Genomic DNA, 21,288 nt, shown 5'->3' on the forward strand with positions numbered 1-21,288 from the left:
GCGCCCAAAGGTTCCCTCAGAATGGTCGGAAATCATTCGTAGAGTGTAAAGGCAGAAGGGAGCTTGACTGCGAGACCTACAAGTCGAGCAGGGACGAAAGTCGGGCTTAGTGATCCGGTGGTTCCGCATGGAAGGGCCATCGCTCAACGGATAAAAGCTACCCTGGGGATAACAGGCTTATCTCCCCCAAGAGTCCACATCGACGGGGAGGTTTGGCACCTCGATGTCGGCTCATCGCATCCTGGGGCTGAAGTAGGTCCCAAGGGTTGGGCTGTTCGCCCATTAAAGCGGTACGCGAGCTGGGTTCAGAACGTCGTGAGACAGTTCGGTCCCTATCTGTCGCGGGCGTAGGAAGTTTGAGGAGAGCTGTCCTTAGTACGAGAGGACCGGGATGGACGCACCGCTGGTGCACCAGTTGTCACGCCAGTGGCACAGCTGGGTAGCTATGTGCGGACGGGATAAGCGCTGAAAGCATCTAAGCGTGAAGCCCCCTCCAAGATGAGACTTCCCACAGCGCAAGCTGGTAAGACCCCTCATAGACGATGAGGTTGATAGGTTCGATGTGGAAGCGCGGTAACGCGTGGAGCTGACGAATACTAATCGGTCGAGGACTTATCCACAAATTCTTAGCAATCATGCGTATTCAGTTTTGAAGGAACAAACCTTCAATGTTCCTCGGTAGCTCAGTTGGTAGAGCAATCGGCTGTTAACCGATCGGTCGGCGGTTCGAGTCCGTCCCGAGGAGCCATATTATGCTCCTGTAGCTCAGTCGGTAGAGCGTTTCCATGGTAAGGAAGAGGTCGCAGGTTCGATTCCTGTCGGGAGCACCAGAAGTAATCTTATCATCTTGGCCCGTTGGTGAAGCGGTTTAACACAGCAGCCTTTCACGCTGTCATACAGGGGTTCGAATCCCCTACGGGTCACCTAGAAAAGTCCCTACATCTTGTAGGTGATTTGGAGGCTTAGCTCAGCTGGGAGAGCATCTGCCTTACAAGCAGAGGGTCGGCGGTTCGATCCCGTCAGCCTCCACCACTTATATTTAACGGACAAAGAAGGTCAGCTAAAAGCGCCACTTCCTGTGGCAACACTGACACTCAGTCGTCCTGACTATCGCGGGATGGAGCAGCTCGGTAGCTCGTCGGGCTCATAACCCGAAGGTCGCAGGTTCAAATCCTGCTCCCGCAACCAAATTTTCTACTTGCTCTACGTCGAGTAATCTACTTGATCAAGTAGGATCGGAGTGCCCATTAGGTGCAACCAAATATGGAGCTGTGGTGAAGTTGGAGTTCACGCCGGTCTGTCACACCGGAGGTCGCGGGTTCGAGTCCCGTCAGCTCCGCCATCTTTCTTAACAAGATGGCATAGTATTAACATGAAAAAGGTTTAACGGAATAAAAAAACGTTGATTTTTCATGAAAGATATGATATAATTAAAGATATGCCGGTATAGCTCAATTGGTAGAGCACCTGACTTGTAATCAGGGGGTTGTGGGTTCAAGTCCTATTGCCGGCACCATGAAATTGGGGAGATAGTGAAGTGGCTAAACACGGCAGACTGTAAATCTGCTCCCTCCGGGTTCGGCGGTTCGAATCCGTCTCTCCCCACCATTTTCATGAGCCATTAGCTCAGTTGGTAGAGCATCTGACTTTTAATCAGAGGGTCGAAGGTTCGAGTCCTTCATGGCTCACCAGTTTTCATAAACCCGAAAAGTGAGAGTCAGCTTGTTAACAACTCTGGCTTCTTGGATGGGAAAATGCGGTCGTGGCGGAATTGGCAGACGCGCTAGATTCAGGTTCTAGTGGTGGCAACACCGTGGAGGTTCAAGTCCTCTCGACCGCACCAATCAACTTCTTTTTACAATGCGGACGTAGCTCAATTGGTAGAGCGTCGCCTTGCCAAGGCGAAGGTCGAGGGTTCGAGACCCTTCGTCCGCTCCATAACATGTGCCCTTAGCTCAGCTGGATAGAGCGTTTGACTACGAATCAAAAGGTCGGGAGTTCGAATCTCTCAGGGCACGCTTCTTTACTACAAAAGTGAAGATGATAATTTGTCGGGAAGTAGCTCAGCTTGGTAGAGTACTTGGCTTGGGACCAAGGGGTCGCAGGTTCGAATCCTGTCTTCCCGACCATGATTTGCCCACGTTTTACAGGTTTGCCGGGGTGGCGGAATGGGCAGACGCAACAGACTTAAAATCTGTCGGGAGTTTCTCCCGTACCGGTTCAAGTCCGGTCCTCGGCACCAGCATTTATTTGATGCGGGTGTAGTTCAATGGTAGAACTCCAGCCTTCCAAGCTGGTCGCGTGGGTTCGATTCCCATCACCCGCTCCATACATAAAGCAGAGAGCCAATAGGTTCTCTGCTTTTTTGTGTCTAGGAAGGCAGACCTATTTTTACTTGAGCCGAAAGTATGGAGGCTTATCCAATCGCTGAAAGGATAAGCCTTTGTTCAATACAGGTATAAATGATTGTCGAAAGCTGTCTGACGTTTTCTATGGTAGAAACATATGTTTTTGTGTACAGTAAAACTAAGGTCGCTTACCGATGAAATTGGTAACGGATCTCTTGCGTTGCCTCCTGCATTGACAGGGGGCTTTTTTGCGTGATTCAAAAGAGAGCGACCTAGAGGGCTTCCATTCTTGGGCCGACTTCCTGGGCATTTGCAATCGGCAGAGAAAGGATAAAGCGTGTACGTTTTTCATTGGAATCACAATGGATCGTGCCTTGATGCTTTTCAATAATATTTTTGCAGATGGAGAGGCCGATACCTGTCCCATTTTGTTTAGTCGTAAAGAATGGTTGGAAAAGATTTTCCACGATCTCAGGTGGAATCCTTTCGCCGTTGTTTTCCACACTCAAATAGAGCCATCCATCTGAAGAAGTGGAAATGACATGAATATACTTGTCTGTACGATTTTGTACGGCGTCAATGGCATTGTTTAATAGATTGACGACAACTTGCTTCAAGCCTTCTTCATAACATGCGAGTGAGCAGGGGTGGATTTGTTTTTCAAAACGTATGTTTTCTCCCACGAGGCGAGGGGTAATCAGCATCTCTACTTCTTCAAGCAGTTCTTCTACTTGAACGGTTTTAAAAATTTCATCGAGAATTGGTTTCTTGGAAAAGCTGAGGAATCCGGTCAGTTGCCGATGTAAATTCTCAAACTCATGCATGACGACTTGGATATACGTCTGAAGCTGGGCCTGTTCCTGTGTAGACTCACCGATTAGCTTTAGGAACCCTTCAATGGCGCACAACGGATTGCGCAGCTCATGAGCCATATTGGCGGCAATTTTTCCGAGCATGGTCAATTTGTCGTTATGCAAATAGGAGATCGTTTCTTCCTTCTGAACCAGCTCTTTATTCATCATTTGTTCAAAGTGATAAACAGCCCAGAAGACACTTTCATCCATGGCCTTGCCCAGTTGGCTTTCCAAATAATGCATTTCCTGTGAGGAGAGGGACCATCTCTGTAATTCCGGTTGGAGAACCCGCCAGAATACATTCCGGTACAATTGATATGTGCGCAAAATGGAGGAGAAGGGGAATTCCTGGGAACGAAGCCACTCTCCCATATCTAATGCCCAAGTCTGCATGTCATGATCTACATCCTCAACCAGATAGCGAGCCAAGAGCACTGTTCGTTTTTCTGCAAAATCGCGAGGAATGGTTACAGGAATTTCCATGCTGCGAACAATTTCTTGCAGCCATATTGTGGTGATACTTGGTGTTAAGTCCAAAATCTTCCTTGAAACGTCATAAAGGTTCAGCGTCACAGTCTCCACCATCTCTTATCCACCCCATTAAAATCGTAAGGGAAAATGCCTAATTTAGACAAGGTATAATTAGCCTGATTTCGCAATAAAATGTATTTTTTCAGGAAGTTTTTATCTACAAAATCCGCTGAAAACCGCCTTTTTTCGGAAGAATATTCAATCATGAGTCCGATTCCAGTCGCATAAAGTAGAATGGACGAACTTTATTGGACCAGGGAGGCAGGGATGGGCGAGTATTTTTGGCTGGGTCTTGTACACATCTTCATGATCGATCTGGTATTAAGTAGTGACAATGCTGTGGTCATAGGTATGGCCTGCCGTGGACTCCCTCACCATGAGAAAAAACGGGCGATTTTATATGGGACATTGGGTGCAATCCTCTTGCGAATTGTTTTAACAGGAATGACTACCTGGATGTTGGATATTCCTCTCGTGAAGGCGATCGGGGGATTATTATTGCTATGGATCGCGTGTAAGCTGATGCTGGGTGAGTCTGAAGAGCTCGCAGGCGTATCGCATAATCAGACAATTGGTCAGGCAGTCAGGACCATCATAGTAGCAGATTTTGTCATGAGTTTGGACAATGTTTTGGCAGTTGGTGGAGCAGCACATGGCGATTTATGGTTAGTTTTGCTTGGGTTAGCGATGAGCATTCCATTATTAATGTGGGGAAGTGTGTGGATTGCCCGCATGATGAATCGGTTTCCTAGTATGGTCATCATTGGCGGTGGAATTCTTACCTTTACAGCAGTTGATATGTGTCTTCAGGATCCGTATGTTTGGAAGTGGGTGAATCCTTTGCTGCTCAACCATATGTGGTTGCCCGTATTTGCTGCCGTAGTGGTCATGTTTTGGGGGCGGATGAAAAGGACGTGAAAAGGTGATGAGGATTGTACATTCTAGGGCATACTACTACAAAGGTCATGACCGTTTTGCGTAAATGTAAGGGGTCACATCCAGCTTCATGAAAACATAGCGGGAAAGGAACTTTTTCGAAATGAATACAAGCCTCTTGATGCTATGGGGATACTGGGATGAAGTCTACCAACGCTGCACCAGACTTACCTATATTGAAAAAGGGAAAAATATATTTCGAGTAGTGGTTTTACGCTATCGGGGAGAGCCACTCGTTACTTCCGATAATTGCATCATTCATGACGGGGATTTGATCTTAAAACTACATATACACAATTATTATTTTGCTACTCTGTGCAAAGAAGTAAAGGATGAATTGCGCGTGGCACTTCTTTTGCGAAGACTTATCCTCCAATCACTGCCGACCCTAGCCACGTTCCTGAATTCGATGGAAAATAAAGATCAAATAAAAGGGATAGTGGGAACGACCATGCTACACAAAGGGGTAACACCTCTGGGCTTCTCGATTTCTGATGTACCTATGACTTGGTTTTTTCGATACAAGCGATGGTACTTGCGTCTCATGCTCAGAATCGTGCATCCCAATGGAAAGCGGCGGTTGCAATCATGGAATCATGAAATGCCCCTCAAGCGTGTTTATATGTCCAAGGAATTTTTACTCAATCGATATACGGAGGGCAAGCAGCCTCTAGGAGAGTCCTACTAATGGCAAAGCGGTTTCTGTTAGTGACAGAGGAATGGGCAGGGAGTGGTCATCGGATGGCTGCCGAAGCCCTGCAAGAAGTCTTACTAGAAAATGAGGGTACACGATCGGCGCGAGTGGTGGGAGGACTGAAAACCGCCAGTCCTGGCTTATGTGTGCTCTCTCATTTTTTTTATCGCAATATGCTGCGTTACGGTCAACCCGTGTGGCAACGCATCTATGAACAGGAAGAAATGCTGGGCCGTGCATTGACCAAAGCACTGGGATGGTGGCTATCTGCTAGATTAACCAATCAACTGTTGCAAGAAGAGAAGCCAGATGTCGTCATCGCTACGCATGCATACTGCTTGTCCGCATTGGCAGAAGCGAAGAAAAGGGTGTCCAAGTCTTTTCAGCTCGTTTGTGTTCCCACGGACTTTCATATTAATCGATTTTGGGTTCATCCAGAAATTGATGCGTACATGGTGGCACATGAGCAGATTGCGCAAATTCTAATGGAGCGCTATAGGATTGCCCCTAAAAAAATCCATGTTCATGGCATTCCAGTTCGGCCTGCTTTTACTACAGCGCTACATACTGACAAAGCGACTTGGAAAAAACAGCTGGGACTCGTGCCAGATCAATTCACGGTGCTGATTGGTGGGGGAGAAGGCGGTTATGGTGGAGTGGAGCAGGTTGTACGAGAGTTGATACTGGAAGAGCAACCATTGCAGGTCATAGTCGTCACGGGGAAGAATGCGAGCCTGTACAGAAGACTGGCGGACTTGTTACGTACAAAGAGTAATGACCATCGTTTTATATTGAAAGGGTTTGAGCCGCAAATGTGGCAGTGGATTGGAGCAGCTGACGCCTATATAACGAAGCCAGGTGGCATTTCGTGCGCGGAGTCACTTGCTCTTAAGACACCGCTCATTTTGTTCCACCCATTGCCCGGACAAGAAAAGCATAATTGCTCCTTTTTGCTCGAGCAACAAGCGGCGATCTTGGCTGAAACAACGGTGGAAATCAAAGAAATCATCAGGTCATGGCGTCAGCCTGAAAAAAGGGGTGCTTTTGCAGGAGATTTGGACAAGCTGGGGAGACCAGATGCGGTTTACCAAATTGCACAAACCCTTCTTCAATTAACAGACTAAAATTGGAAGAAAAAAAGGGCGCATGAACAAGCAAAACTTCACACATATTAAACTTACCAACGACGAGGAGGTGATATAGATGGCGAACAACAACAGATCCAGTAACAATCTGGTGGTTCCTCAAGCAAACCAAGCTCTGGACCAACTGAAATACGAAATCGCATCCGAATTCGGTGTTCAGCTTGGACCAGACACTACTTCCCGTCAAAACGGTTCAGTTGGAGGAGAGATTACAAAACGTCTTGTCTCCTTTGCTGAGCAACAACTGGCTGGACGTGGCTAATCTCATAAGCTGGATGAAGGGAGGCACCAATGGTGTCTCTCTTTTAATTTTTCTAGAAAAAGGGAAAATATTGTTAGATGAAAAGGGGGCAGACCACCGCATAAATAATGGGTGGAGGCGGATTCTATATGTGTTAGGAGGTGAGTGGATATGACAGTAGGAGCACAGGTGAAACAAACGCTTGCCAGCTTGAAAGGCGCACAAGCAGATTTTGAAACGTTTGCTCTTAGCACGCAAAACAAGAAAGCGAAGCAACTGTATTCGCAAGCAGCAGAGCAAACGCAATCCATCGTAGATAACCTCCAGCAGCGTGTAACAGAGCTGGAAAAGGAAGAACCACAGTTTAAGGGATTCTAGGAAGTATTGGGAAAGGGAGAGGGGCTTCCTCTCTCTTGGTTTTACTCTCTATAAAAATCACCTCAGGTGATGGAGGTGGCTTATGCCTGATTGGTTAATAATCCTTTTGCGCTCAATAGGCGCTGTTGCTTACTTATTTCTATTGACAAAGATCATTGGGAAAAGGCAAATCAAGCAACTTACATATATCGAATATATCGTCGGTATCAGCATCGGTTCGATTGCGGCTTTTATGGCAACTGAAATGGATGGGCCGGTCTACCATAGTTTAATCGGGATGGGGGTTTTTGCGCTTTTCCCTTATTTAATGGAGTGGCTTTCACTCAAGAGCAAGTTTCTCCGTGACCTATTTGAAGGGAAATCTACGGTTCTCATCAAGGAAGGCAAGATTTTGGAAGACAATCTGAAAAAGGAACGTTTGACCGCGGAAGACTTGATGGAACAATTACGAATCAAAAACGTGTTCCGAGTAGCCGATGTCGAGTTTGCATTAATGGAAACAAGCGGGGAAGTCAGTGTCCTCTTAAAATCAGAGAGTCAGCCGGTAACTCCCAAACACCTTGAATTGACAGTGGCTCCTTCGGAAGAGAATCAAGTGGTCATTATGGATGGGATGATCATGGACGAGCCTCTAGCAACAGCAGGTCTAAATCGCAGATGGGTTCGCACGGAGCTGCAAAAAGCGGGAGTGGCTTTGGAAAATGTTTTCCTCGGCCAAGTGGACAAAGGGGGAGAGCTCTATCTCGACCTGTATGACGATAAACTGATGGTCCCTGGGGCCCAAGCGATGAAGCTGGCTTTTGCTACATTGAAAAAATGTCAGGCGGATCTGGAGCTGTATGCACTCAATACAAAAAATGAACAAATGAAGCGTACCTACCAAATCGATTCGGAACAGCTCCAACAGATTATCGATCAAGTAAAGCCGTTCATGATACGGTAAAAAGGAGTGAGTGACATGGCAGATCAAAAAAAGAAAAAGCTTACCCCCGTCCAGCAAGAATACCAGCAGTTGGCAAAAACGCATGAGCCTCCGCGACCGCTTTTGCGCAATTTTACCCGGGCATTTGTAGTGGGTGGCATCATTTGTATGATCGGACAAGGGATACAAGAAATGTTCATTCACTACTTTAATTTTACGGAGAAAACCGCTGGAAATCCAACAGTAGCTGTCTTGATCATTCTTTCTGCTCTTTTGACCGGTCTAGGGCTATATGACCGGATTGCCCAATGGGCTGGGGCAGGTACAAGTGTGCCAGTAACGGGTTTTGCCAATTCGATTGCATCTGCGGCCATCGAGCACCGTAGCGAAGGATTTGTGCTGGGGGTCGGCGGTAACATGTTCAAACTCGCGGGGTCAGTGATTGTGCTAGGAGTGGCGGCGGCATTCGTCGTTGGCTTGATCAAAACATTATTTACGATGGGAGGCTGACAGATGCGTCAGGGCCATCAGTCTTGGGTCTTTCCTTTAAAACCTGTCATTCTCGGTCACGCTGCGATTGGTGGGCCTTTTGAGGCTAAGGGACCGTTAGCCGACGACTTCGATATCCTGCACGGTGACTTGATGATTGGACAAGATAGCTGGGAAAAGGCGGAAAAAGTCCTGCTGGAAGAAGCGTGTTCGAAAGCGGTGGAGAAAGCGGGGCTCACGAAAGAGCAAATAAACTTTATGCTTGCCGGGGATTTAATGAACCAGATCATATCTGCCAGCTTTTCGGCCCGGACGCTTTCGATTCCGTTTCTGGGGATTTTCGGAGCGTGCTCAACAGCGATGGAAGGCTTGGCCTTGGCTGCCCTCATGGTGAATAGCCAAGCTGCTGATTACGTCTTGGCTGCTACCTCCAGTCACAATGGGGCTGCGGAAAAGCAATATCGTTATCCGACAGAGTACGGCTCACAGAAGCCCCCAACGGCACAATGGACCGTGACGGGAGCAGGAGCAGCTGTTGTAGCCAGTCAGGGTAGGGGATTGCGGATTACGGGAGCCACGATCGGGCATGTCGTCGATATGGGATTGACAGACCCATTCAATATGGGAGCAGCGATGGCACCAGCCGCATTATCCACGATTGAGTCGCATTTCCGTGACTTTCAGCTCCCTCACGACCATTATGATTTGATTGTAACAGGCGATTTAGGACGAACAGGTCATGCCATTTTATCTGATCTGTTGCCCAAGCATCACATGCACATTCCACTAGACCGTTACGTCGATTGCGGGAAGCTCATTTATGGAGAAAATCCAAATGTGTGGTCGGGGGGGAGCGGATGTGGTTGTATTGCTACCGTAACCTATGGACATCTACTTCGGCGGATGAAGCAAGGAGAATGGAAGCGAATCTTGCTGGTTGCTACGGGAGCCCTTTTATCCCCGTTGACCTTCCAGCAGGGAGAAAGCATTCCTTGCATCGCGCATGCCGTGGCTGTTGAGTCGGAGCAACTTGGAGAGTGATACCATGATGTTTTTGTGGGCGTTTCTCGTAGGAGGAACAATTTGTTTAGTCGGTCAATTTCTTATGGATGTCGTCAAGCTCACACCTGCCCATACGATGTCCTCTCTTGTTGTGACGGGAGCTGTGCTAGACGGGCTCGGTCTATACGAGCCACTGGTTAATTTTGCCGGAGCAGGAGCGACAGTACCCATCACGAGCTTTGGAAATGCACTGGTGCACGGGGCAATGGCGGAAGCCGAAAAGCATGGAGTCATTGGCATCATTACCGGCATTTTTGAAGTGACGAGTGCGGGGATTTCGGCTGCCATCGTCTTCGGATTTATCACGGCAGTCTTGTTCCGACCAAAAGGATAATGGCAGGTACATGTTACCACTTGTGCCAAAATACTTGAATTGAACCTACTTTCGCCAACTTGTAGAATGAGTTGGGTAAAGGAGGGAACAACTTATGTGGTGGAGCAAGAAAGTAGTAACATCCTTGCTTGCTGCCTTTATGGCTGTAACGTTTATTTTCCCAGCCGACTCCCTGGCAGCCACACAGATTCAGCGTGGTAGTGTGAACGGGGATGTATGGGACTTGCAGTATCGTTTGCAGATACTGGGCTATTACAATGGGAAATTGGATGGCATTTACGGAGCGAATACAACAAAGGCCGTCAGACAGTTTCAAATAACATACGGATTACAGATTGACGGTATCACTGGTCCAAATACATGGCGCGTTCTCAAGAAAGTGTCGGTAAATCAAGCGGAAATGCAGATGCTGGCCCAACTGGTCTATTCTGAGGCTCGCGGAGAACCTTATGAGGGCCAAGTAGCTGTAGCTGCAGTTGCATTGAACCGTGTCCAGTCCAAAAACTTCCCTGATACACTTGCGGGTGTCATCTTTGAGCCATTAGCGTTTACCGCTGTAGATGATGGACAATTCTGGATGACTCCTAACAAGACAGCTTACAAAGCAGCATGGGATGCGGTACGAGGATGGGACCCGACAAACCATTCTCTTTACTACTTTAATCCTGTTACAGCGACCTCCGAGTGGATTTGGTCTCGTACACAAGTGAAAAAGATCGGCAAACACATTTTTGCCATTTAACCATTGACATGCAGCCCTTGAAGCAGTCTTCGTCATGATGCTGTTCGAGGGCTATCCTTTTGATTGGAAACTATTGTTCGTTGTTTTTGCAAAATAGTTCGATAAAATGGTACGAAAGGATTCGCATATTTCCCCATGGAGGTTGATGATGAAGAAACGGATGATCCTTGCCTCGCTGGCAGCCTTTTTGCTCATAGGTACGCCAGTTGTCGAGGCAGAAACAACTCACATGAACGAAACACCTTATGTAGACATTAGCGGCCATTGGGCAGAACAAAAAATCAATCAACTATACATAGCCAACGTAATTGGTCAAAACGAATATTTTCGACCTAATGACAACGTGACATTGGGTGAACTGCTCACGATGTTTATGAATGCCAAAGGAATCGAACCCCTTGGCAACAAGCAATCATCCTTTGCGGACGTACCGGCAAACAGCTGGTTGTCGACCTATGCCGAGACGGCCTATCGACTGGGAATTGTCCATGGGCAAAAGCAGGGGAATAACCTGTACCTACATCCAGATGCTCCAGTAAAAAGAGCGGAGCTCGCCTCTATTCTGGTAAGAACGATGGGGGACAGCGGAGCAGTCAATAACTTGAAGTGGTCTACGACGATCCAGACATTGAACCAATACCCGGATGGGAACAATGTGAAAGAGAAAGAGCAACGCCCACTCGTTTACGCCATGCAAAACAGGTTAATGAGTGCCTATGAGGACGGTACATTAAAACCGAACAAGTATATGACGCGAGCCGAAGCAGTCACATACGCGGCCCTTCACTTGCTTCCGAATAAGCTGAGAACGACAAAAGCCCTCGCAAACGGAACACCTTTTCGCCAAGAATTAACGGTACAGACGACTGCTTACAGCTACACGAACGACAAGATCCTGTCGTATCTGGAGTATCCACTGCGCGAAGGTGTTGTAGCGGTTGATCCAAATGTCATCCCGCTTGGTACACACTTGTACATCGATGGCTACGGCTATGCAGTGGCAGCTGATATCGGTGGTGCGGTAAAGCAACGCCATGTGGATCTGTATCTTCCGACGTTGAACGAAGCTGAAAATCACGGCCTGCAAAAAGGCGTTAAAGTATACGTACTTGATTAACAAAAATGCTGAACATATTTCCTGCTCTTTCCACTCATACTAACGTGGAAGGGGTGGGATTTTTTCATGGTATGGGTGTTGTTAGGATTGCTTTGTTTATTTGTCCTACTAGTGATCACGCCAATAAAATTGACGTGTTTTTACAGTCGCGAGGGCGAAAATGATCAATTGGAAATTACGATAGCGGCTTGGGGTATCATTCGCAGGAAATACGAAATACCCGTTCTCCTTTTGAAAATGACGGAAGCTGGTCCTGAGCTTGTCGCAAAGGTGGAAACCATTCAGCATGGAAGAAAGCTTCGGGAAAAGGTCAAAGATTTTACGCGGAGGCAAGTGAAATTATGGTATCGGAATTATCGGGATGTGCTGGAAAGAGTACGTGACTTGCTGCCTTTGCTAAAAGACCTGTTCAAACAAATTCGTTGTACGAAATTAGAATGGCATACCTTGTTAGGCACAGGTCAGGCGGCTGAAACAGGGGCACTGACAGGATTGATCTGGGGAGTGAAAAGCTTGATTGTAGGGATCCTCTCCCATTCCATCTCCTTACAAACGATGCCTGCCATGAGTGTACAGCCTGTCTGGAACCAAGCACTTCTACATACGAAAGTTCAAGCGGTGTTGCATTTTTATTTGGGGCAGTTTGTTTTCTACGCGTTGAAAGTTTTTCTGCGGATTCGAAAAAGTAAGCAGCGAAAATGGCAAGCTGCACCGACGCGTGCCTAAAAATAAATGTGGTACCAAACATATTTATTCCTTTGTACAGGGTACATGCTCCGGATTTGTTGGGGGAATGATAAAACATGAAACAGATAGGAAGGAGGAGCGACAAATATGGCAGACCACCCGATTCAAGGCCTCATGAGAACAGCGATGGAAAATCTCAAGCAAATGGTGGACGTGAATACAATCATTGGTGATCCTGTTGAGACACCTGATGGTAGTGTCATTCTTCCGATCTCCAAGGTAGGATTTGGTTTCGCGGCCGGGGGTAGTGAGTTCCAATACGATCACCATCATAATGGGCACCAACACAATCAACAGTATGAACATACGGGTAACCCATTTGGTGGGGGGAGTGGGGGCGGTGTTTCCATCACACCTGTAGCTTTCTTGGTCGTTGGCAAACAAGGAATTCGTTCGATTCCGCTTGAAAATACGACCCATCTCTACGACCGGATTTTGGATTCTGTTCCGCAAATCGTGGATAAGGTTCAGGGGATGTTTACCAAATCGGATGATACTCCTGTTTATTCCAATACGACGATTATTGCCGGAGCAGAAGAACAAGATTTGGAAGACCTTATGGATCGAAAGTAAAACAAACACAAAACAGGTATGCTCCATAGAAGGGGCATACCTGTTTTTTCAATAAGAGGCGTATGGCATTACCAGCGTTCGTTTACATACAAACCTGTTTTCGCAGCATGTTGATAATGAAGGCTAGAGCTAGATGAGGCGATATAAGGATGGAGGGCCATCGCTTCCTCGTAGTAACGTGAAAAGGAGCCAAGGGGCTTACTTTGCAATCCCAATGTACCTGCTCTGAATGCTTGGGCTACACGCTCCACTGTATTTATATAGTCAACATAGCTGCTCTGTACGGCCTCCAACCATTTCTCATCGTCCATTTCCAATTGTCCATCTGGTAACAGTTTGATTCCAAACGTTTGGAGTTTTTCCTCTTCGTCTTTTACCACTTGAGCGAATGCATCCAATTTTTGCGTCGTTAACGTATCTGCTTTTTCGGCAAGCAACAGCTGCAGACGATTGTATTTACTTAGTAGCGAGTGTGTGCGCTCCTGTAATCGCTCAATGTCAGTTCCAGCCTCGTCATCTTTTCCCGCAGCAATAAATTCGCGAGCACTCTTCTCCAAATCTGAGGAAAACCGGTACAGACGCGATAAGGAATCAGACAGCTCCGTTGTCCATTGCTGCTGGCGAGTGTAATACGGCTGCAAATTAAAACTGAGAATCGGATTCACTGGCGTGCTTAATTTTGCATGAAGCATATGGGAATGATAGCGGCCTACCCGCTGCGTAAATGGAACATGGCTGACTCGATTCGTTTTCATGTCGGTCACCTCCTCACAAGCAAATGGAATGAATCCCCAGGAACAATTTACTATCTTCTATTATAGACGATGCCTACTCCATTTCAATGAGCAGATCGCCGGTTTGAATGGCTTCGCCTGCTTTTACATAGACGGCTTTAATTTTTCCGTCGAGTGGGGCCTGAATCGTCGTCTCCATTTTCATCGCTTCACTCACCAAAAGATGCTCGCCTTTACGCACCTTGTCACCTTCTGCTACAAGCACCTTGAGCACTTTTCCTGGCATAGAAGCACCGAGATGGGCAGGGTTTTGCGCCTCTGCTTTTCGGCGGATCAGTTCAGAGACTTTTGCGGAGTGGTCTCGGATGAAGATTTCACGTGGCTGTCCGTTCAGTTCAAAATAGATGATGCGTCGGCCATCTGGATGAAGCTCGCCGACTGCGACCAGCTTGATAATCAGCGTTTTACCGCGCTCAATCGTAATGGCAGTTTCCTCACCCGGACGCAATCCGTAGAAAAACGTTCCCGTATTCAATACCGACAGGTCACCGTATTCCTTCATACGTTGTTCAAATTGCAAATAGACTTGCGGATACATGATAGAGGACAGGATGTCTAAATGACTGGGTTCACGTCCGATTTTGGCTTCCAGCTCAGCAGCAACTTGCGAAAAGTCAATGGGTGCGAGCAATTCGCCAGGACGTGCAGTAAAGGCATCGCGGCCTTTTAGCACGAGTTCCTGTAACTCCTTGGGGAATCCGCCTGGCGGTTGGCCAAGATACCCTTGGAAAAATTGAATGACGGAATCCGGAAAGTCGAGGCGTGTTCCTTTCTCCCAAATGTTTTCCTCATTCAAGTTGTTTTGGACCATGAACAGCGCCATATCACCGACGACCTTGGAAGAAGGGGTCACTTTTACAATGTCACCACACATTTGATTGACCACAGCATACATCTGCTTCACTTCGTCCCAACGACCTTCCAGACCAACGGCTTTAGCTTGCTGCTCCAGATTGGTGTATTGTCCGCCTGGCATTTCGTGAACGTATACCTCCGTGTTGCTCGCTTTCATGCCGCTCTCAAAGCCTTGGTAGTACGGACGTACATCCTCCCAGTAATCAGACAGCTTGTTGAACGATTCAAGAGATAAGCCCGTCTCACGCTCCGTATGGGCAAGGGTTGCGATCAACCCGTTCAAGCTTGGCTGGGAAGTGAGTCCAGACATGGAGCTGACGCAAGCATCGACGATATCCACGCCTGCTTCGATCGCTTTCAGAAGCATGGCTCCAGCATTGCCAGACGTATCGTGAGTGTGCAGATGGATCGGAATGCTGATTTCTTGTTTTAAGGCAGAGACGAGCGAATAAGCAGCATACGGCTTCAAAAGACCTGCCATATCCTTGATCGCGAGAATATGGGCACCTGCTTTTTCCAATTCCTTCGCCAGATTGACATAGTAGGCCAAGCTGTACTTGGTCTTGGTCGGGTCGAGAATATCTCCGGTGTAGCAAATCGCTGCTTCGGCTACCTTGCCGGATTCACGAACGGCTTCAATGGCTGTTTGCATGCCAGGAAGCCAGTTCAGGCTGTCAAAAATCCGGAAGACATCAATGCCATTTTCTGCAGATGCTTTGACGAAGGAGTGAATCACATTATCTGGGTAGTTGGTGTAGCCTACGCCATTTGCTCCGCGCAAAAGCATTTGGAACAAAACATTCGGTATGCGCTGGCGGAGAATTTGTAGCCGCTCCCAGGGAGATTCCTGCAAAAAGCGCATAGTCGTGTCAAAAGTAGCACCTCCCCACATCTCCAGCGAGAAAAGGCCAGAACCGAGCTTGCCTGTCGCCTCTGCAATGGAGGCGAGATCATAGGTGCGCACACGCGTAGCAAACAAAGACTGGTGGGCATCGCGGAATGTCGTGTCTGTAACGAGCACCTGCTTCTGCGCCTGAATCCAGCGTACCAGACCGTCGGCACCTTCTTTGTCCAGAATTTGCTTCGTGCCGTCCGGATATGGCTGAGTAAATGGTGTCCGCGGGATGCGAGGCGAGTCAAAGTGCGGCTTTTTCTCCGATTTCTGGAGACCAGGATATCCGTTGACAATCGTGTCTCCGATATAAGATAGTAATTTTGTACCCCGGTCTTGACGACCAGGGAAGATGAACAGCTCTGGTTTGGTATCAATAAACGACGTATCGTAGTTGCCACTCAAAAAATCAGGATGTGTCACGACATTTTCCAAAAACGGCAGGTTCGTTTTCACGCCACGAATACGGAACTCACGCAAAGTTCGCAGCATTTTCCGAGCGGCTTGATCAAAGCTCGCGCCATACGTGGAGATTTTGACCAGTAGCGAGTCATAAAACGGTGTAATGATCGCGCCTGGATAACCATTACCGCCATCCAGCCTTACGCCGAAGCCTCCACCAGAACGCCAGGCGGACAAGCGACCGGCATCTGGCAGGAAGTTGTTTTCAGCATCTTCTGTTGTGACACGGCATTGGATGGCAAAACCACTCATCTGGATATCACTTTGCGCACTGATGCCAATCTCCTCATCGGAGAGCGCATGACCCTCAGCTACGCGAATCTGCGACTGAACAATGTCGATTCCAGTGATAAGCTCCGTGATGGTATGCTCTACTTGAATGCGAGGATTGACTTCTATAAAATAAAAACGCTTGTCCGGCGTTAACAAAAACTCGACAGTACCAGCGTTCGAATAACCGGCTTTTTGCATGAGAGTGAGAGCAGCCTGGCAAATATCTCCACGTAGCTTGTCATCCAACGATAGGCTCGGTGCTACTTCGACCACTTTTTGATGGCGCCGTTGAACAGAGCAATCGCGCTCATACAAATGGACGATGTTTCCATGGTTGTCACCGAGAATTTGGACCTCGATGTGTTTGGGCTGTTCCAAGTATCGCTCTAAATACACCTTGGCATTGCCGAAGGATGAGCGGGCCTCGGAACGGGCGCGATCTAACGAATCTTGCAATTCATCCTGACTGCGGACGATACGCATGCCACGGCCTCCGCCGCCAGATACGCCTTTAATAATGATGGGGTAGCCGTATTCTTTGGCAAAGAGAAGCGCCTCTTGGAGTGTTTCGATTGGCTCCGGAGTGCCTGGAATCACTGGGATTTTCGCTTCAATTGCAAGACGACGGGCTTCTACCTTGTCCCCGAATTTGTCGATCAGCTCAGGGGATGGTCCAATGAAAATGATGCCTTCCTCTTGGCAACGCTTTGCAAACTCAGCGTTTTCAGCAAGAAATCCATAGCCTGGGTGAATGGCATCGATATCGTTGCGCTTGGCAATTTCGATGATACTTTCGATATCGAGGTAAGCCTCAATAGGCCCTTTTCCCGCTCCGACCAAGTAAGACTCGTCAGCCTTGAAGCGATGGATAGAAACGTTGTCCTGCTCGGAGTATACAGCTACTGTACGTATGCCGAGTTCCGTTGCTGCACGAAAGATCCGAATGGCGATCTCACCGCGGTTTGCTACCAGTAGGCGATTGATTTTTCTCTTTTTCATTATTCTCTCCCCCTTACGTCTCGAAAAAAAGACGTATTAAAATTATATATAGAACAAATATACAAAATTTTCTCGACACAAGACACCCTTTTTTCGATCACAGGAGGATGGATGAACGTGAACAATCAAAACGACAAGCTGCCTGTATTTGTGTACGGCACACTTTTGGCGGGCTTTGGAAATCATAGGAATTACGTGAATCCATATAAGCATGAGGCAACACCTGCGACGATTCGAGGCGAGATCTATCATTTGCTGGCAGGCTATCCAGGATTGCTGAAAGGAGAGCAGGAGGTCGTGGGGGAGATCGTTACGTTTGCCCCTGACGTGTACGAGCAAGCACTAGCTGGACTGGATGAGCTGGAGACGTATTATGGCGAGGGTGATCCGCGCAATGAATATGAACGGATCATCGTGCCCTCGACCATGGAAGGAACAGGTCAGGTCGTGAACGTCTACGTTTATCGTTATTTGGATCAAGACCTGGTCAAGCAAACAGGGATGCACATTTCCCATGGGAATTGGCGACGCTACATGCAGGAGCTGTCTGAATAGCCGGTGCTAGTTTTGCCAAAACTGGTAGGGAAAAGGAGGGAGCCCTGCCATGGAATTACTCCACTGTGAACCTGCACAAATCTGGCGTTACCTGATTCCGCAAAATCACTGGATGTTTCCCGACGAAGTTCCGGAAGATGAACTGATCTTTCATTATCGCGACCATATTTATTTTGTAAACAATGACGGCTCAGTTTTGTCCATGCCACAGCCTGCTTGCTTCGATACGCTTGATATGGGGACCTTGCTGGAGTATTTGGCAACATCGGACGACACCATTGATTTTGACGATGAAGGAGAATTCGATTACGGCCATGTCTTAAAGCGTATGGGATATATCGTGCCAGTCAGGGACAAGCGGGAAAAAGCCACGTATCAAATTGAGATTATCAACACGGCATTGCCGAAAGCACATGGAACGCGGTACGAAATGAAGCAGGTTACCTTCGCTTTTGCCCTCTATCACGCGCTGATGCGCTGTCATGAGCTAAATGCGAAAACGGATTGGGAGTACGAGCATGAAGTGAAGCGAATCGCCGTTGTACAAGCCAAGCAAAGCGGAAAAGTGCAAGTGAATCTGTAATTTCTACTATTGGCATAGTGAAAAAAAGTGAATGATAGGGTATGATATTGAGGTACATATGAAAGATTTGGTGAGGAGGAAGAAATCATGACAACTGCTGTTGAGCGTCAAGGCGCATTTGTATTCAAAGGTGGTCCTGTAACACTGCTTGGTCCTGAAATCAAAGTAGGAGATACTGCTCCTAACTTTACTGTAGTAGGTGGCGATCTGTCCCCTGTAACTTTGGAAGACTCCAAAGGTACTGTTCGCATCATCTCCGTAATCCCTTCTATTGACACTGGCGTGTGTGATGCACAAACTCGCCGTTTCAACGAAGAGGCTGCGAAATTGGAAGGCGTTACAGTGCTGACAGTTTCCGTTGACCTGCCATTCGCGCAAAACCGCTGGTGCGGTGCTGCTGGCATCGACAAAGTGAAAACAGTATCTGACCATAAAGACCTGTCCTTCGGTACAGCTTATGGCGTAGCGATCAAAGAATTCCGCCTCTTGGCTCGCGCTGTATTCGTAATCGATGCAAACGACAAGGTTGTACACGCTGAGTATGTGGCTGCTGCTGGTGAGCATCCAAACTACGAAGCTGCGATTGCTGCTGCACAAGCTGCGAAGTAAGCAATTTTCATAAGGAAGCTCCCTTTTTGTCCAATTGACGAGAAGGGGGCTTTTTTTATTTGCAGCTAGTGGAAAAATAATCTTGACGGCTTTAGTAACCAGTGGTTATATTATAACCAACGGTTACTAACCAATGGTTATAAAAAATTCAAAAAGCAAGGAGCTGAATTTCACGCATGGCAAGCAAACAAGAAATACGCTCAGAAGAAACGAAACGGGCGATTTTGACGGCGGCAGCAGACCTTTTCGCTACCCGAGGCTTTGATACGGTATCCATTAGGGAAATCGCCAAAGCAGCCGGCTGTTCCCATACAACCCTCTATATTTATTTCAAGGACAAAGAAGCACTGCTTCATCATCTGTCTAAGGAACCTTTACAAAGCTTGGCTCTCCAAATGGAAGAAATACTGTCCAAACTAGGACAAACACCAGAAGAGAATCTACGTGAAATCAGCAGACAGTTCATCCACTTTTGCTTGCGCAATCGAACGATGTATACCTTATTCTTCATGATCAAAGCCACACGGATCGATGTAGAGGAACCGGAAAAAGAATTGCAAACGCTGCGCAATCAATTGTTTGGTTTATTGAGGCAGGCTGTAAGGAGATGCTTGCCAAGTGACATAGAGGAAGAAAAAGCGCTGGCCCAAGCACGGATTTACTTCTACACGCTGCATGGCATTGTCGGTACGTATACACATTCCGAAGAACCTTTAGACAGCTTGATGGAAAGGCTAGCACCTACATTTGCTTTATCCATAGATGTCTTTCTCGCCGGAAGTCAAAAAATAATGAACAGGGAGTGACGAGAGAAAATGATGAGAGTGGAGCAAATCTCGGCCAACATTTGGTGTATCAAAGCGTGGTTGTTGATTCCTTTGCGGGTCTGGATTGTCAGGGAGGAAGATGGCATTACGCTTGTCGATGCGGGGATGCCATTTATGACGAAACGGATTATGGCCTTTATTAAGCAGTTGAATGCAGGACCACTCAAGCGAATTTTGCTGACGCACGGTCATTCGGATCACGTGGGGGCCGTTGAAAAAATTGTGGCGGCTGAATCCGTACCGGTCTATGCCCATCGAATCGAGATTCCGTATATGGAAGGAAAAGAGCTGTATCCGCGTCGTAAAAAGTTGGAAGTAAACGTCCAGCCTGGCTTGGCTCAGCCTTTGCCGGAGGATACCGAAGGGAATATAGCTCCCATTGGCGGACTGCAACCTTATCTGACACCTGGTCATTCTCCGGGGCATGTGGTGTATTATCACGAAAAGGATGGCGTGCTTTTGGCGGGAGACTTGTTTACTTCCAAACGCGGCAAACTGCATCGTCCCATGCCGATGTTTACGGCGGATATGGCCCAAGCACTCAAAAGCAGCTTGATCGTCCGCCAATTGCGACCACGTCATTTGGAAGTGTGCCATGGTAAACCGATCGAAAATCCGGCAGAACAGCTCGATGATTATTTGAAAGAAGTCTCTACTTCTTTTTCGATTCCAACGAGTGTTTGGCAATCATAGGACAATGATCGACTGAACCAAGTCGTATGAAACGAATCCCCTTTTTCTAGCGTCATAGGTTTGAGGTGATTCGATGAAAAAGGTAGGATGGATTAGTCAACTATTTCTGATAGTGACACTGTTACTGACGGGATGTGGGAACGGATCATCCGTGCAAGGGAATTCGCAGCTTGCGGAGCCACCACAACCAGTCATTGAATGGAGTGGAAAAACAGCCGCGACAGTCCCTGCATCTTCCTGCTGGAGCTATAATAACGAGGCGATCTGCAAGGATACGGCGGCACCACCTGAACTCGTCGCAGAGCATAAGCCTGCACCCCTGCAAGTGAAGCCGGGGGCGACGCTGACCGTCACTTTTGCCCAGCAGCCAACTGCCAATACGCTCAAGGTGACTCAATGGAACGGCATGAAAGTAGTAGAGCAGGCAGTTGAAAATGGCAATCAGTGGAAGGTACCCGAACAGCCTGGCTGGTATTTGTTCGATGTTCGCGGTCAGTGGACGCAAGGCGATGCAGGTCATGCATTTGTCATCGAAGTGAAAGACAACATCTGATAGATACTCTAGACGGTTATGGCCAAACAGCCATGATCGTTTTTTGCTATACTGAGGAGGAGGGAAGACTTAAAGGAGAG

Annotated in this window: 22 protein-coding genes, 15 tRNA genes and 1 rRNA gene (1 of these 38 only partly in view); 35 read left to right on the top strand and 3 right to left on the bottom strand. The window is 47.6% G+C overall.

Annotation, left to right across the window (positions count from 1 at the left end):
- The 16 genes from E8L90_RS02645 to E8L90_RS02720 all read left to right on the top strand — a co-directional run.
- Positions 1-620: ribosomal RNA gene (locus tag E8L90_RS02645) — 23S ribosomal RNA — on the top strand (it extends 2,309 nt beyond the left edge of the window).
- A gap of 52 nt (positions 621-672) precedes the next feature.
- Positions 673-748, top strand: a tRNA-Asn gene (locus E8L90_RS02650).
- A 6-nt stretch (positions 749-754) separates the two neighbouring features.
- Positions 755-830, top strand: a tRNA-Thr gene (locus tag E8L90_RS02655).
- A gap of 19 nt (positions 831-849) precedes the next feature.
- Positions 850-923 (top strand) — tRNA-Glu (locus E8L90_RS02660).
- 33 nt (positions 924-956) lie between these two features.
- Positions 957-1,032 (top strand) — tRNA-Val (locus E8L90_RS02665).
- Between the two features lie 79 nt (positions 1,033-1,111).
- Positions 1,112-1,188 (top strand) — tRNA-Met (locus E8L90_RS02670).
- A gap of 77 nt (positions 1,189-1,265) precedes the next feature.
- Positions 1,266-1,342 (top strand) — tRNA-Asp (locus E8L90_RS02675).
- 98 nt (positions 1,343-1,440) lie between these two features.
- A tRNA-Thr gene (locus E8L90_RS02680) sits at positions 1,441-1,516 on the top strand.
- Between the two features lie 7 nt (positions 1,517-1,523).
- Positions 1,524-1,608, top strand: a tRNA-Tyr gene (locus E8L90_RS02685).
- Positions 1,609-1,615: 7 nt separating this feature from the next.
- Positions 1,616-1,691, top strand: a tRNA-Lys gene (locus E8L90_RS02690).
- Positions 1,692-1,756: 65 nt separating this feature from the next.
- Positions 1,757-1,843: transfer RNA gene (locus tag E8L90_RS02695), tRNA-Leu, on the top strand.
- 19 nt (positions 1,844-1,862) lie between these two features.
- A tRNA-Gly gene (locus E8L90_RS02700) sits at positions 1,863-1,938 on the top strand.
- A 6-nt stretch (positions 1,939-1,944) separates the two neighbouring features.
- A tRNA-Arg gene (locus E8L90_RS02705) sits at positions 1,945-2,018 on the top strand.
- Positions 2,019-2,052: 34 nt separating this feature from the next.
- Positions 2,053-2,129: transfer RNA gene (locus E8L90_RS02710), tRNA-Pro, on the top strand.
- A gap of 25 nt (positions 2,130-2,154) precedes the next feature.
- Positions 2,155-2,242 (top strand) — tRNA-Leu (locus tag E8L90_RS02715).
- A gap of 13 nt (positions 2,243-2,255) precedes the next feature.
- Positions 2,256-2,329 (top strand) — tRNA-Gly (locus E8L90_RS02720).
- 291 nt (positions 2,330-2,620) lie between these two features.
- On the opposite strand, the gene E8L90_RS02725 is transcribed toward E8L90_RS02720, so the two are convergent.
- On the bottom strand, positions 2,621-3,787 hold the full coding sequence (locus E8L90_RS02725; protein ID WP_137027883.1) for a sensor histidine kinase: 1,167 nt from the start codon (positions 3,785-3,787) through the stop codon (positions 2,621-2,623).
- A 213-nt stretch (positions 3,788-4,000) separates the two neighbouring features.
- On the opposite strand from E8L90_RS02725, the gene E8L90_RS02730 reads away from it, so the two are divergent.
- The 13 genes from E8L90_RS02730 (at position 4,001) to ytfJ (ending at position 13,113) form a co-directional block, all read left to right on the top strand.
- Entirely contained in the window at positions 4,001-4,651 is a 651-nt protein-coding gene (locus tag E8L90_RS02730) for a TerC family protein (RefSeq protein ID WP_137027884.1), read from the top strand.
- 121 nt (positions 4,652-4,772) lie between these two features.
- Positions 4,773-5,357 carry a YkoP family protein gene (locus E8L90_RS02735; protein WP_137027885.1) on the top strand — a complete coding sequence of 195 codons (585 nt, stop codon included), beginning with the start codon at positions 4,773-4,775 and terminating at the stop codon, positions 5,355-5,357.
- Positions 5,357-6,487, top strand: coding sequence for an MGDG synthase family glycosyltransferase (locus tag E8L90_RS02740; RefSeq protein WP_137027886.1), 1,131 nt, complete (start codon positions 5,357-5,359; stop codon positions 6,485-6,487). The genes E8L90_RS02735 and E8L90_RS02740 overlap by 1 nt, the downstream gene beginning before the upstream one ends.
- Positions 6,488-6,566: 79 nt before the next feature.
- Entirely contained in the window at positions 6,567-6,770 is a 204-nt protein-coding gene (locus tag E8L90_RS02745; protein ID WP_007717155.1) for an alpha/beta-type small acid-soluble spore protein, read from the top strand.
- 150 nt (positions 6,771-6,920) lie between these two features.
- On the top strand, positions 6,921-7,127 hold the full coding sequence (locus tag E8L90_RS02750; protein ID WP_007717150.1) for a DUF1657 domain-containing protein: 207 nt from the start codon (positions 6,921-6,923) through the stop codon (positions 7,125-7,127).
- Positions 7,128-7,209: 82 nt separating this feature from the next.
- Positions 7,210-8,070: a DUF421 domain-containing protein gene (locus E8L90_RS02755; protein ID WP_137027887.1), complete on the top strand. Its 861-nt coding sequence runs from the start codon at positions 7,210-7,212 to the stop codon at positions 8,068-8,070.
- 15 nt (positions 8,071-8,085) lie between these two features.
- Positions 8,086-8,559, top strand: coding sequence for a stage V sporulation protein AC (gene spoVAC, locus E8L90_RS02760; RefSeq protein ID WP_137027888.1), 474 nt, complete (start codon positions 8,086-8,088; stop codon positions 8,557-8,559).
- A gap of 3 nt (positions 8,560-8,562) precedes the next feature.
- Entirely contained in the window at positions 8,563-9,579 is a 1,017-nt protein-coding gene (gene spoVAD, locus E8L90_RS02765; protein WP_137027889.1) for a stage V sporulation protein AD, read from the top strand.
- Between the two features lie 4 nt (positions 9,580-9,583).
- The gene (gene spoVAE, locus E8L90_RS02770) at positions 9,584-9,934 is read left to right on the top strand and encodes a stage V sporulation protein AE (RefSeq protein ID WP_137027890.1); all 351 of its coding nucleotides are present in this window, start codon (positions 9,584-9,586) and stop codon (positions 9,932-9,934) included.
- Between the two features lie 94 nt (positions 9,935-10,028).
- Positions 10,029-10,676: a spore cortex-lytic enzyme gene (sleB, locus tag E8L90_RS02775; RefSeq protein ID WP_137027891.1), complete on the top strand. Its 648-nt coding sequence runs from the start codon at positions 10,029-10,031 to the stop codon at positions 10,674-10,676.
- 148 nt (positions 10,677-10,824) lie between these two features.
- Complete coding sequence (locus tag E8L90_RS02780) at positions 10,825-11,793, top strand: S-layer homology domain-containing protein (protein WP_137027892.1); 969 nt, start codon at positions 10,825-10,827, stop codon at positions 11,791-11,793.
- A gap of 66 nt (positions 11,794-11,859) precedes the next feature.
- Positions 11,860-12,519, top strand: a complete 660-nt coding sequence (locus tag E8L90_RS02785) for a DUF2953 domain-containing protein (protein WP_137027893.1) — start codon at positions 11,860-11,862, stop codon at positions 12,517-12,519.
- A 108-nt stretch (positions 12,520-12,627) separates the two neighbouring features.
- Positions 12,628-13,113 carry a GerW family sporulation protein gene (gene ytfJ / locus E8L90_RS02790; protein ID WP_137027894.1) on the top strand — a complete coding sequence of 162 codons (486 nt, stop codon included), beginning with the start codon at positions 12,628-12,630 and terminating at the stop codon, positions 13,111-13,113.
- A gap of 68 nt (positions 13,114-13,181) precedes the next feature.
- Here ytfJ and E8L90_RS02795 read toward each other — a convergent pair whose 3' ends face one another.
- Together E8L90_RS02795 and E8L90_RS02800 are read right to left on the bottom strand one after the other, a co-directional pair.
- Positions 13,182-13,868, bottom strand: a complete 687-nt coding sequence (locus E8L90_RS02795; RefSeq protein ID WP_137027895.1) for a hypothetical protein — start codon at positions 13,866-13,868, stop codon at positions 13,182-13,184.
- 73 nt (positions 13,869-13,941) lie between these two features.
- A complete protein-coding gene (locus E8L90_RS02800) occupies positions 13,942-17,388 on the bottom strand; it encodes a pyruvate carboxylase (protein ID WP_137027896.1) in 3,447 nt (1,148 codons plus the stop codon).
- Positions 17,389-17,499: 111 nt separating this feature from the next.
- Here E8L90_RS02800 and E8L90_RS02805 point away from each other — a divergent pair, with 111 nt between their 5' ends.
- The 6 genes from E8L90_RS02805 (at position 17,500) to E8L90_RS02830 (ending at position 21,208) form a co-directional block, all read left to right on the top strand.
- Complete coding sequence (locus E8L90_RS02805) at positions 17,500-17,943, top strand: gamma-glutamylcyclotransferase family protein (protein WP_137027897.1); 444 nt, start codon at positions 17,500-17,502, stop codon at positions 17,941-17,943.
- A gap of 49 nt (positions 17,944-17,992) precedes the next feature.
- Positions 17,993-18,526: a hypothetical protein gene (locus E8L90_RS02810; protein ID WP_137027898.1), complete on the top strand. Its 534-nt coding sequence runs from the start codon at positions 17,993-17,995 to the stop codon at positions 18,524-18,526.
- 87 nt (positions 18,527-18,613) lie between these two features.
- Positions 18,614-19,135, top strand: coding sequence for a thiol peroxidase (gene tpx, locus E8L90_RS02815; RefSeq protein WP_007717107.1), 522 nt, complete (start codon positions 18,614-18,616; stop codon positions 19,133-19,135).
- Positions 19,136-19,311: 176 nt separating this feature from the next.
- Entirely contained in the window at positions 19,312-19,941 is a 630-nt protein-coding gene (locus E8L90_RS02820) for a TetR/AcrR family transcriptional regulator (RefSeq protein WP_137027899.1), read from the top strand.
- Between the two features lie 9 nt (positions 19,942-19,950).
- Positions 19,951-20,655, top strand: a complete 705-nt coding sequence (locus tag E8L90_RS02825) for an MBL fold metallo-hydrolase (protein WP_137027900.1) — start codon at positions 19,951-19,953, stop codon at positions 20,653-20,655.
- 73 nt (positions 20,656-20,728) lie between these two features.
- Positions 20,729-21,208: a hypothetical protein gene (locus E8L90_RS02830; protein ID WP_137027901.1), complete on the top strand. Its 480-nt coding sequence runs from the start codon at positions 20,729-20,731 to the stop codon at positions 21,206-21,208.
- Positions 21,209-21,288 lie beyond the last annotated feature (80 nt).

Origin of the sequence: Brevibacillus antibioticus (assembly GCF_005217615.1) — a bacterium.
GTDB lineage: Bacteria > Bacillota > Bacilli > Brevibacillales > Brevibacillaceae > Brevibacillus > Brevibacillus antibioticus.

Coding starts and splice junctions, on each gene's coding strand:
- E8L90_RS02725 (WP_137027883.1), bottom strand. CDS start 3,787: ATGGTGGAGACTGTGACGCTGAACCTTTATGACGTTTCAAGGAAGATT.
- spoVAC (WP_137027888.1), top strand. CDS start 8,086: ATGGCAGATCAAAAAAAGAAAAAGCTTACCCCCGTCCAGCAAGAATAC.
- E8L90_RS02830 (WP_137027901.1), top strand. CDS start 20,729: ATGAAAAAGGTAGGATGGATTAGTCAACTATTTCTGATAGTGACACTG.
- E8L90_RS02820 (WP_137027899.1), top strand. CDS start 19,312: ATGGCAAGCAAACAAGAAATACGCTCAGAAGAAACGAAACGGGCGATT.
- E8L90_RS02825 (WP_137027900.1), top strand. CDS start 19,951: ATGATGAGAGTGGAGCAAATCTCGGCCAACATTTGGTGTATCAAAGCG.
- sleB (WP_137027891.1), top strand. CDS start 10,029: ATGTGGTGGAGCAAGAAAGTAGTAACATCCTTGCTTGCTGCCTTTATG.
- E8L90_RS02740 (WP_137027886.1), top strand. CDS start 5,357: ATGGCAAAGCGGTTTCTGTTAGTGACAGAGGAATGGGCAGGGAGTGGT.
- E8L90_RS02795 (WP_137027895.1), bottom strand. CDS start 13,868: ATGAAAACGAATCGAGTCAGCCATGTTCCATTTACGCAGCGGGTAGGC.
- ytfJ (WP_137027894.1), top strand. CDS start 12,628: ATGGCAGACCACCCGATTCAAGGCCTCATGAGAACAGCGATGGAAAAT.
- E8L90_RS02755 (WP_137027887.1), top strand. CDS start 7,210: ATGCCTGATTGGTTAATAATCCTTTTGCGCTCAATAGGCGCTGTTGCT.
- spoVAD (WP_137027889.1), top strand. CDS start 8,563: ATGCGTCAGGGCCATCAGTCTTGGGTCTTTCCTTTAAAACCTGTCATT.
- E8L90_RS02810 (WP_137027898.1), top strand. CDS start 17,993: ATGGAATTACTCCACTGTGAACCTGCACAAATCTGGCGTTACCTGATT.
- E8L90_RS02780 (WP_137027892.1), top strand. CDS start 10,825: ATGAAGAAACGGATGATCCTTGCCTCGCTGGCAGCCTTTTTGCTCATA.
- E8L90_RS02800 (WP_137027896.1), bottom strand. CDS start 17,388: ATGAAAAAGAGAAAAATCAATCGCCTACTGGTAGCAAACCGCGGTGAG.
- E8L90_RS02730 (WP_137027884.1), top strand. CDS start 4,001: ATGGGCGAGTATTTTTGGCTGGGTCTTGTACACATCTTCATGATCGAT.
- tpx (WP_007717107.1), top strand. CDS start 18,614: ATGACAACTGCTGTTGAGCGTCAAGGCGCATTTGTATTCAAAGGTGGT.
- E8L90_RS02785 (WP_137027893.1), top strand. CDS start 11,860: ATGGTATGGGTGTTGTTAGGATTGCTTTGTTTATTTGTCCTACTAGTG.
- E8L90_RS02735 (WP_137027885.1), top strand. CDS start 4,773: ATGAATACAAGCCTCTTGATGCTATGGGGATACTGGGATGAAGTCTAC.
- E8L90_RS02750 (WP_007717150.1), top strand. CDS start 6,921: ATGACAGTAGGAGCACAGGTGAAACAAACGCTTGCCAGCTTGAAAGGC.
- E8L90_RS02745 (WP_007717155.1), top strand. CDS start 6,567: ATGGCGAACAACAACAGATCCAGTAACAATCTGGTGGTTCCTCAAGCA.
- E8L90_RS02805 (WP_137027897.1), top strand. CDS start 17,500: ATGAACGTGAACAATCAAAACGACAAGCTGCCTGTATTTGTGTACGGC.
- spoVAE (WP_137027890.1), top strand. CDS start 9,584: ATGATGTTTTTGTGGGCGTTTCTCGTAGGAGGAACAATTTGTTTAGTC.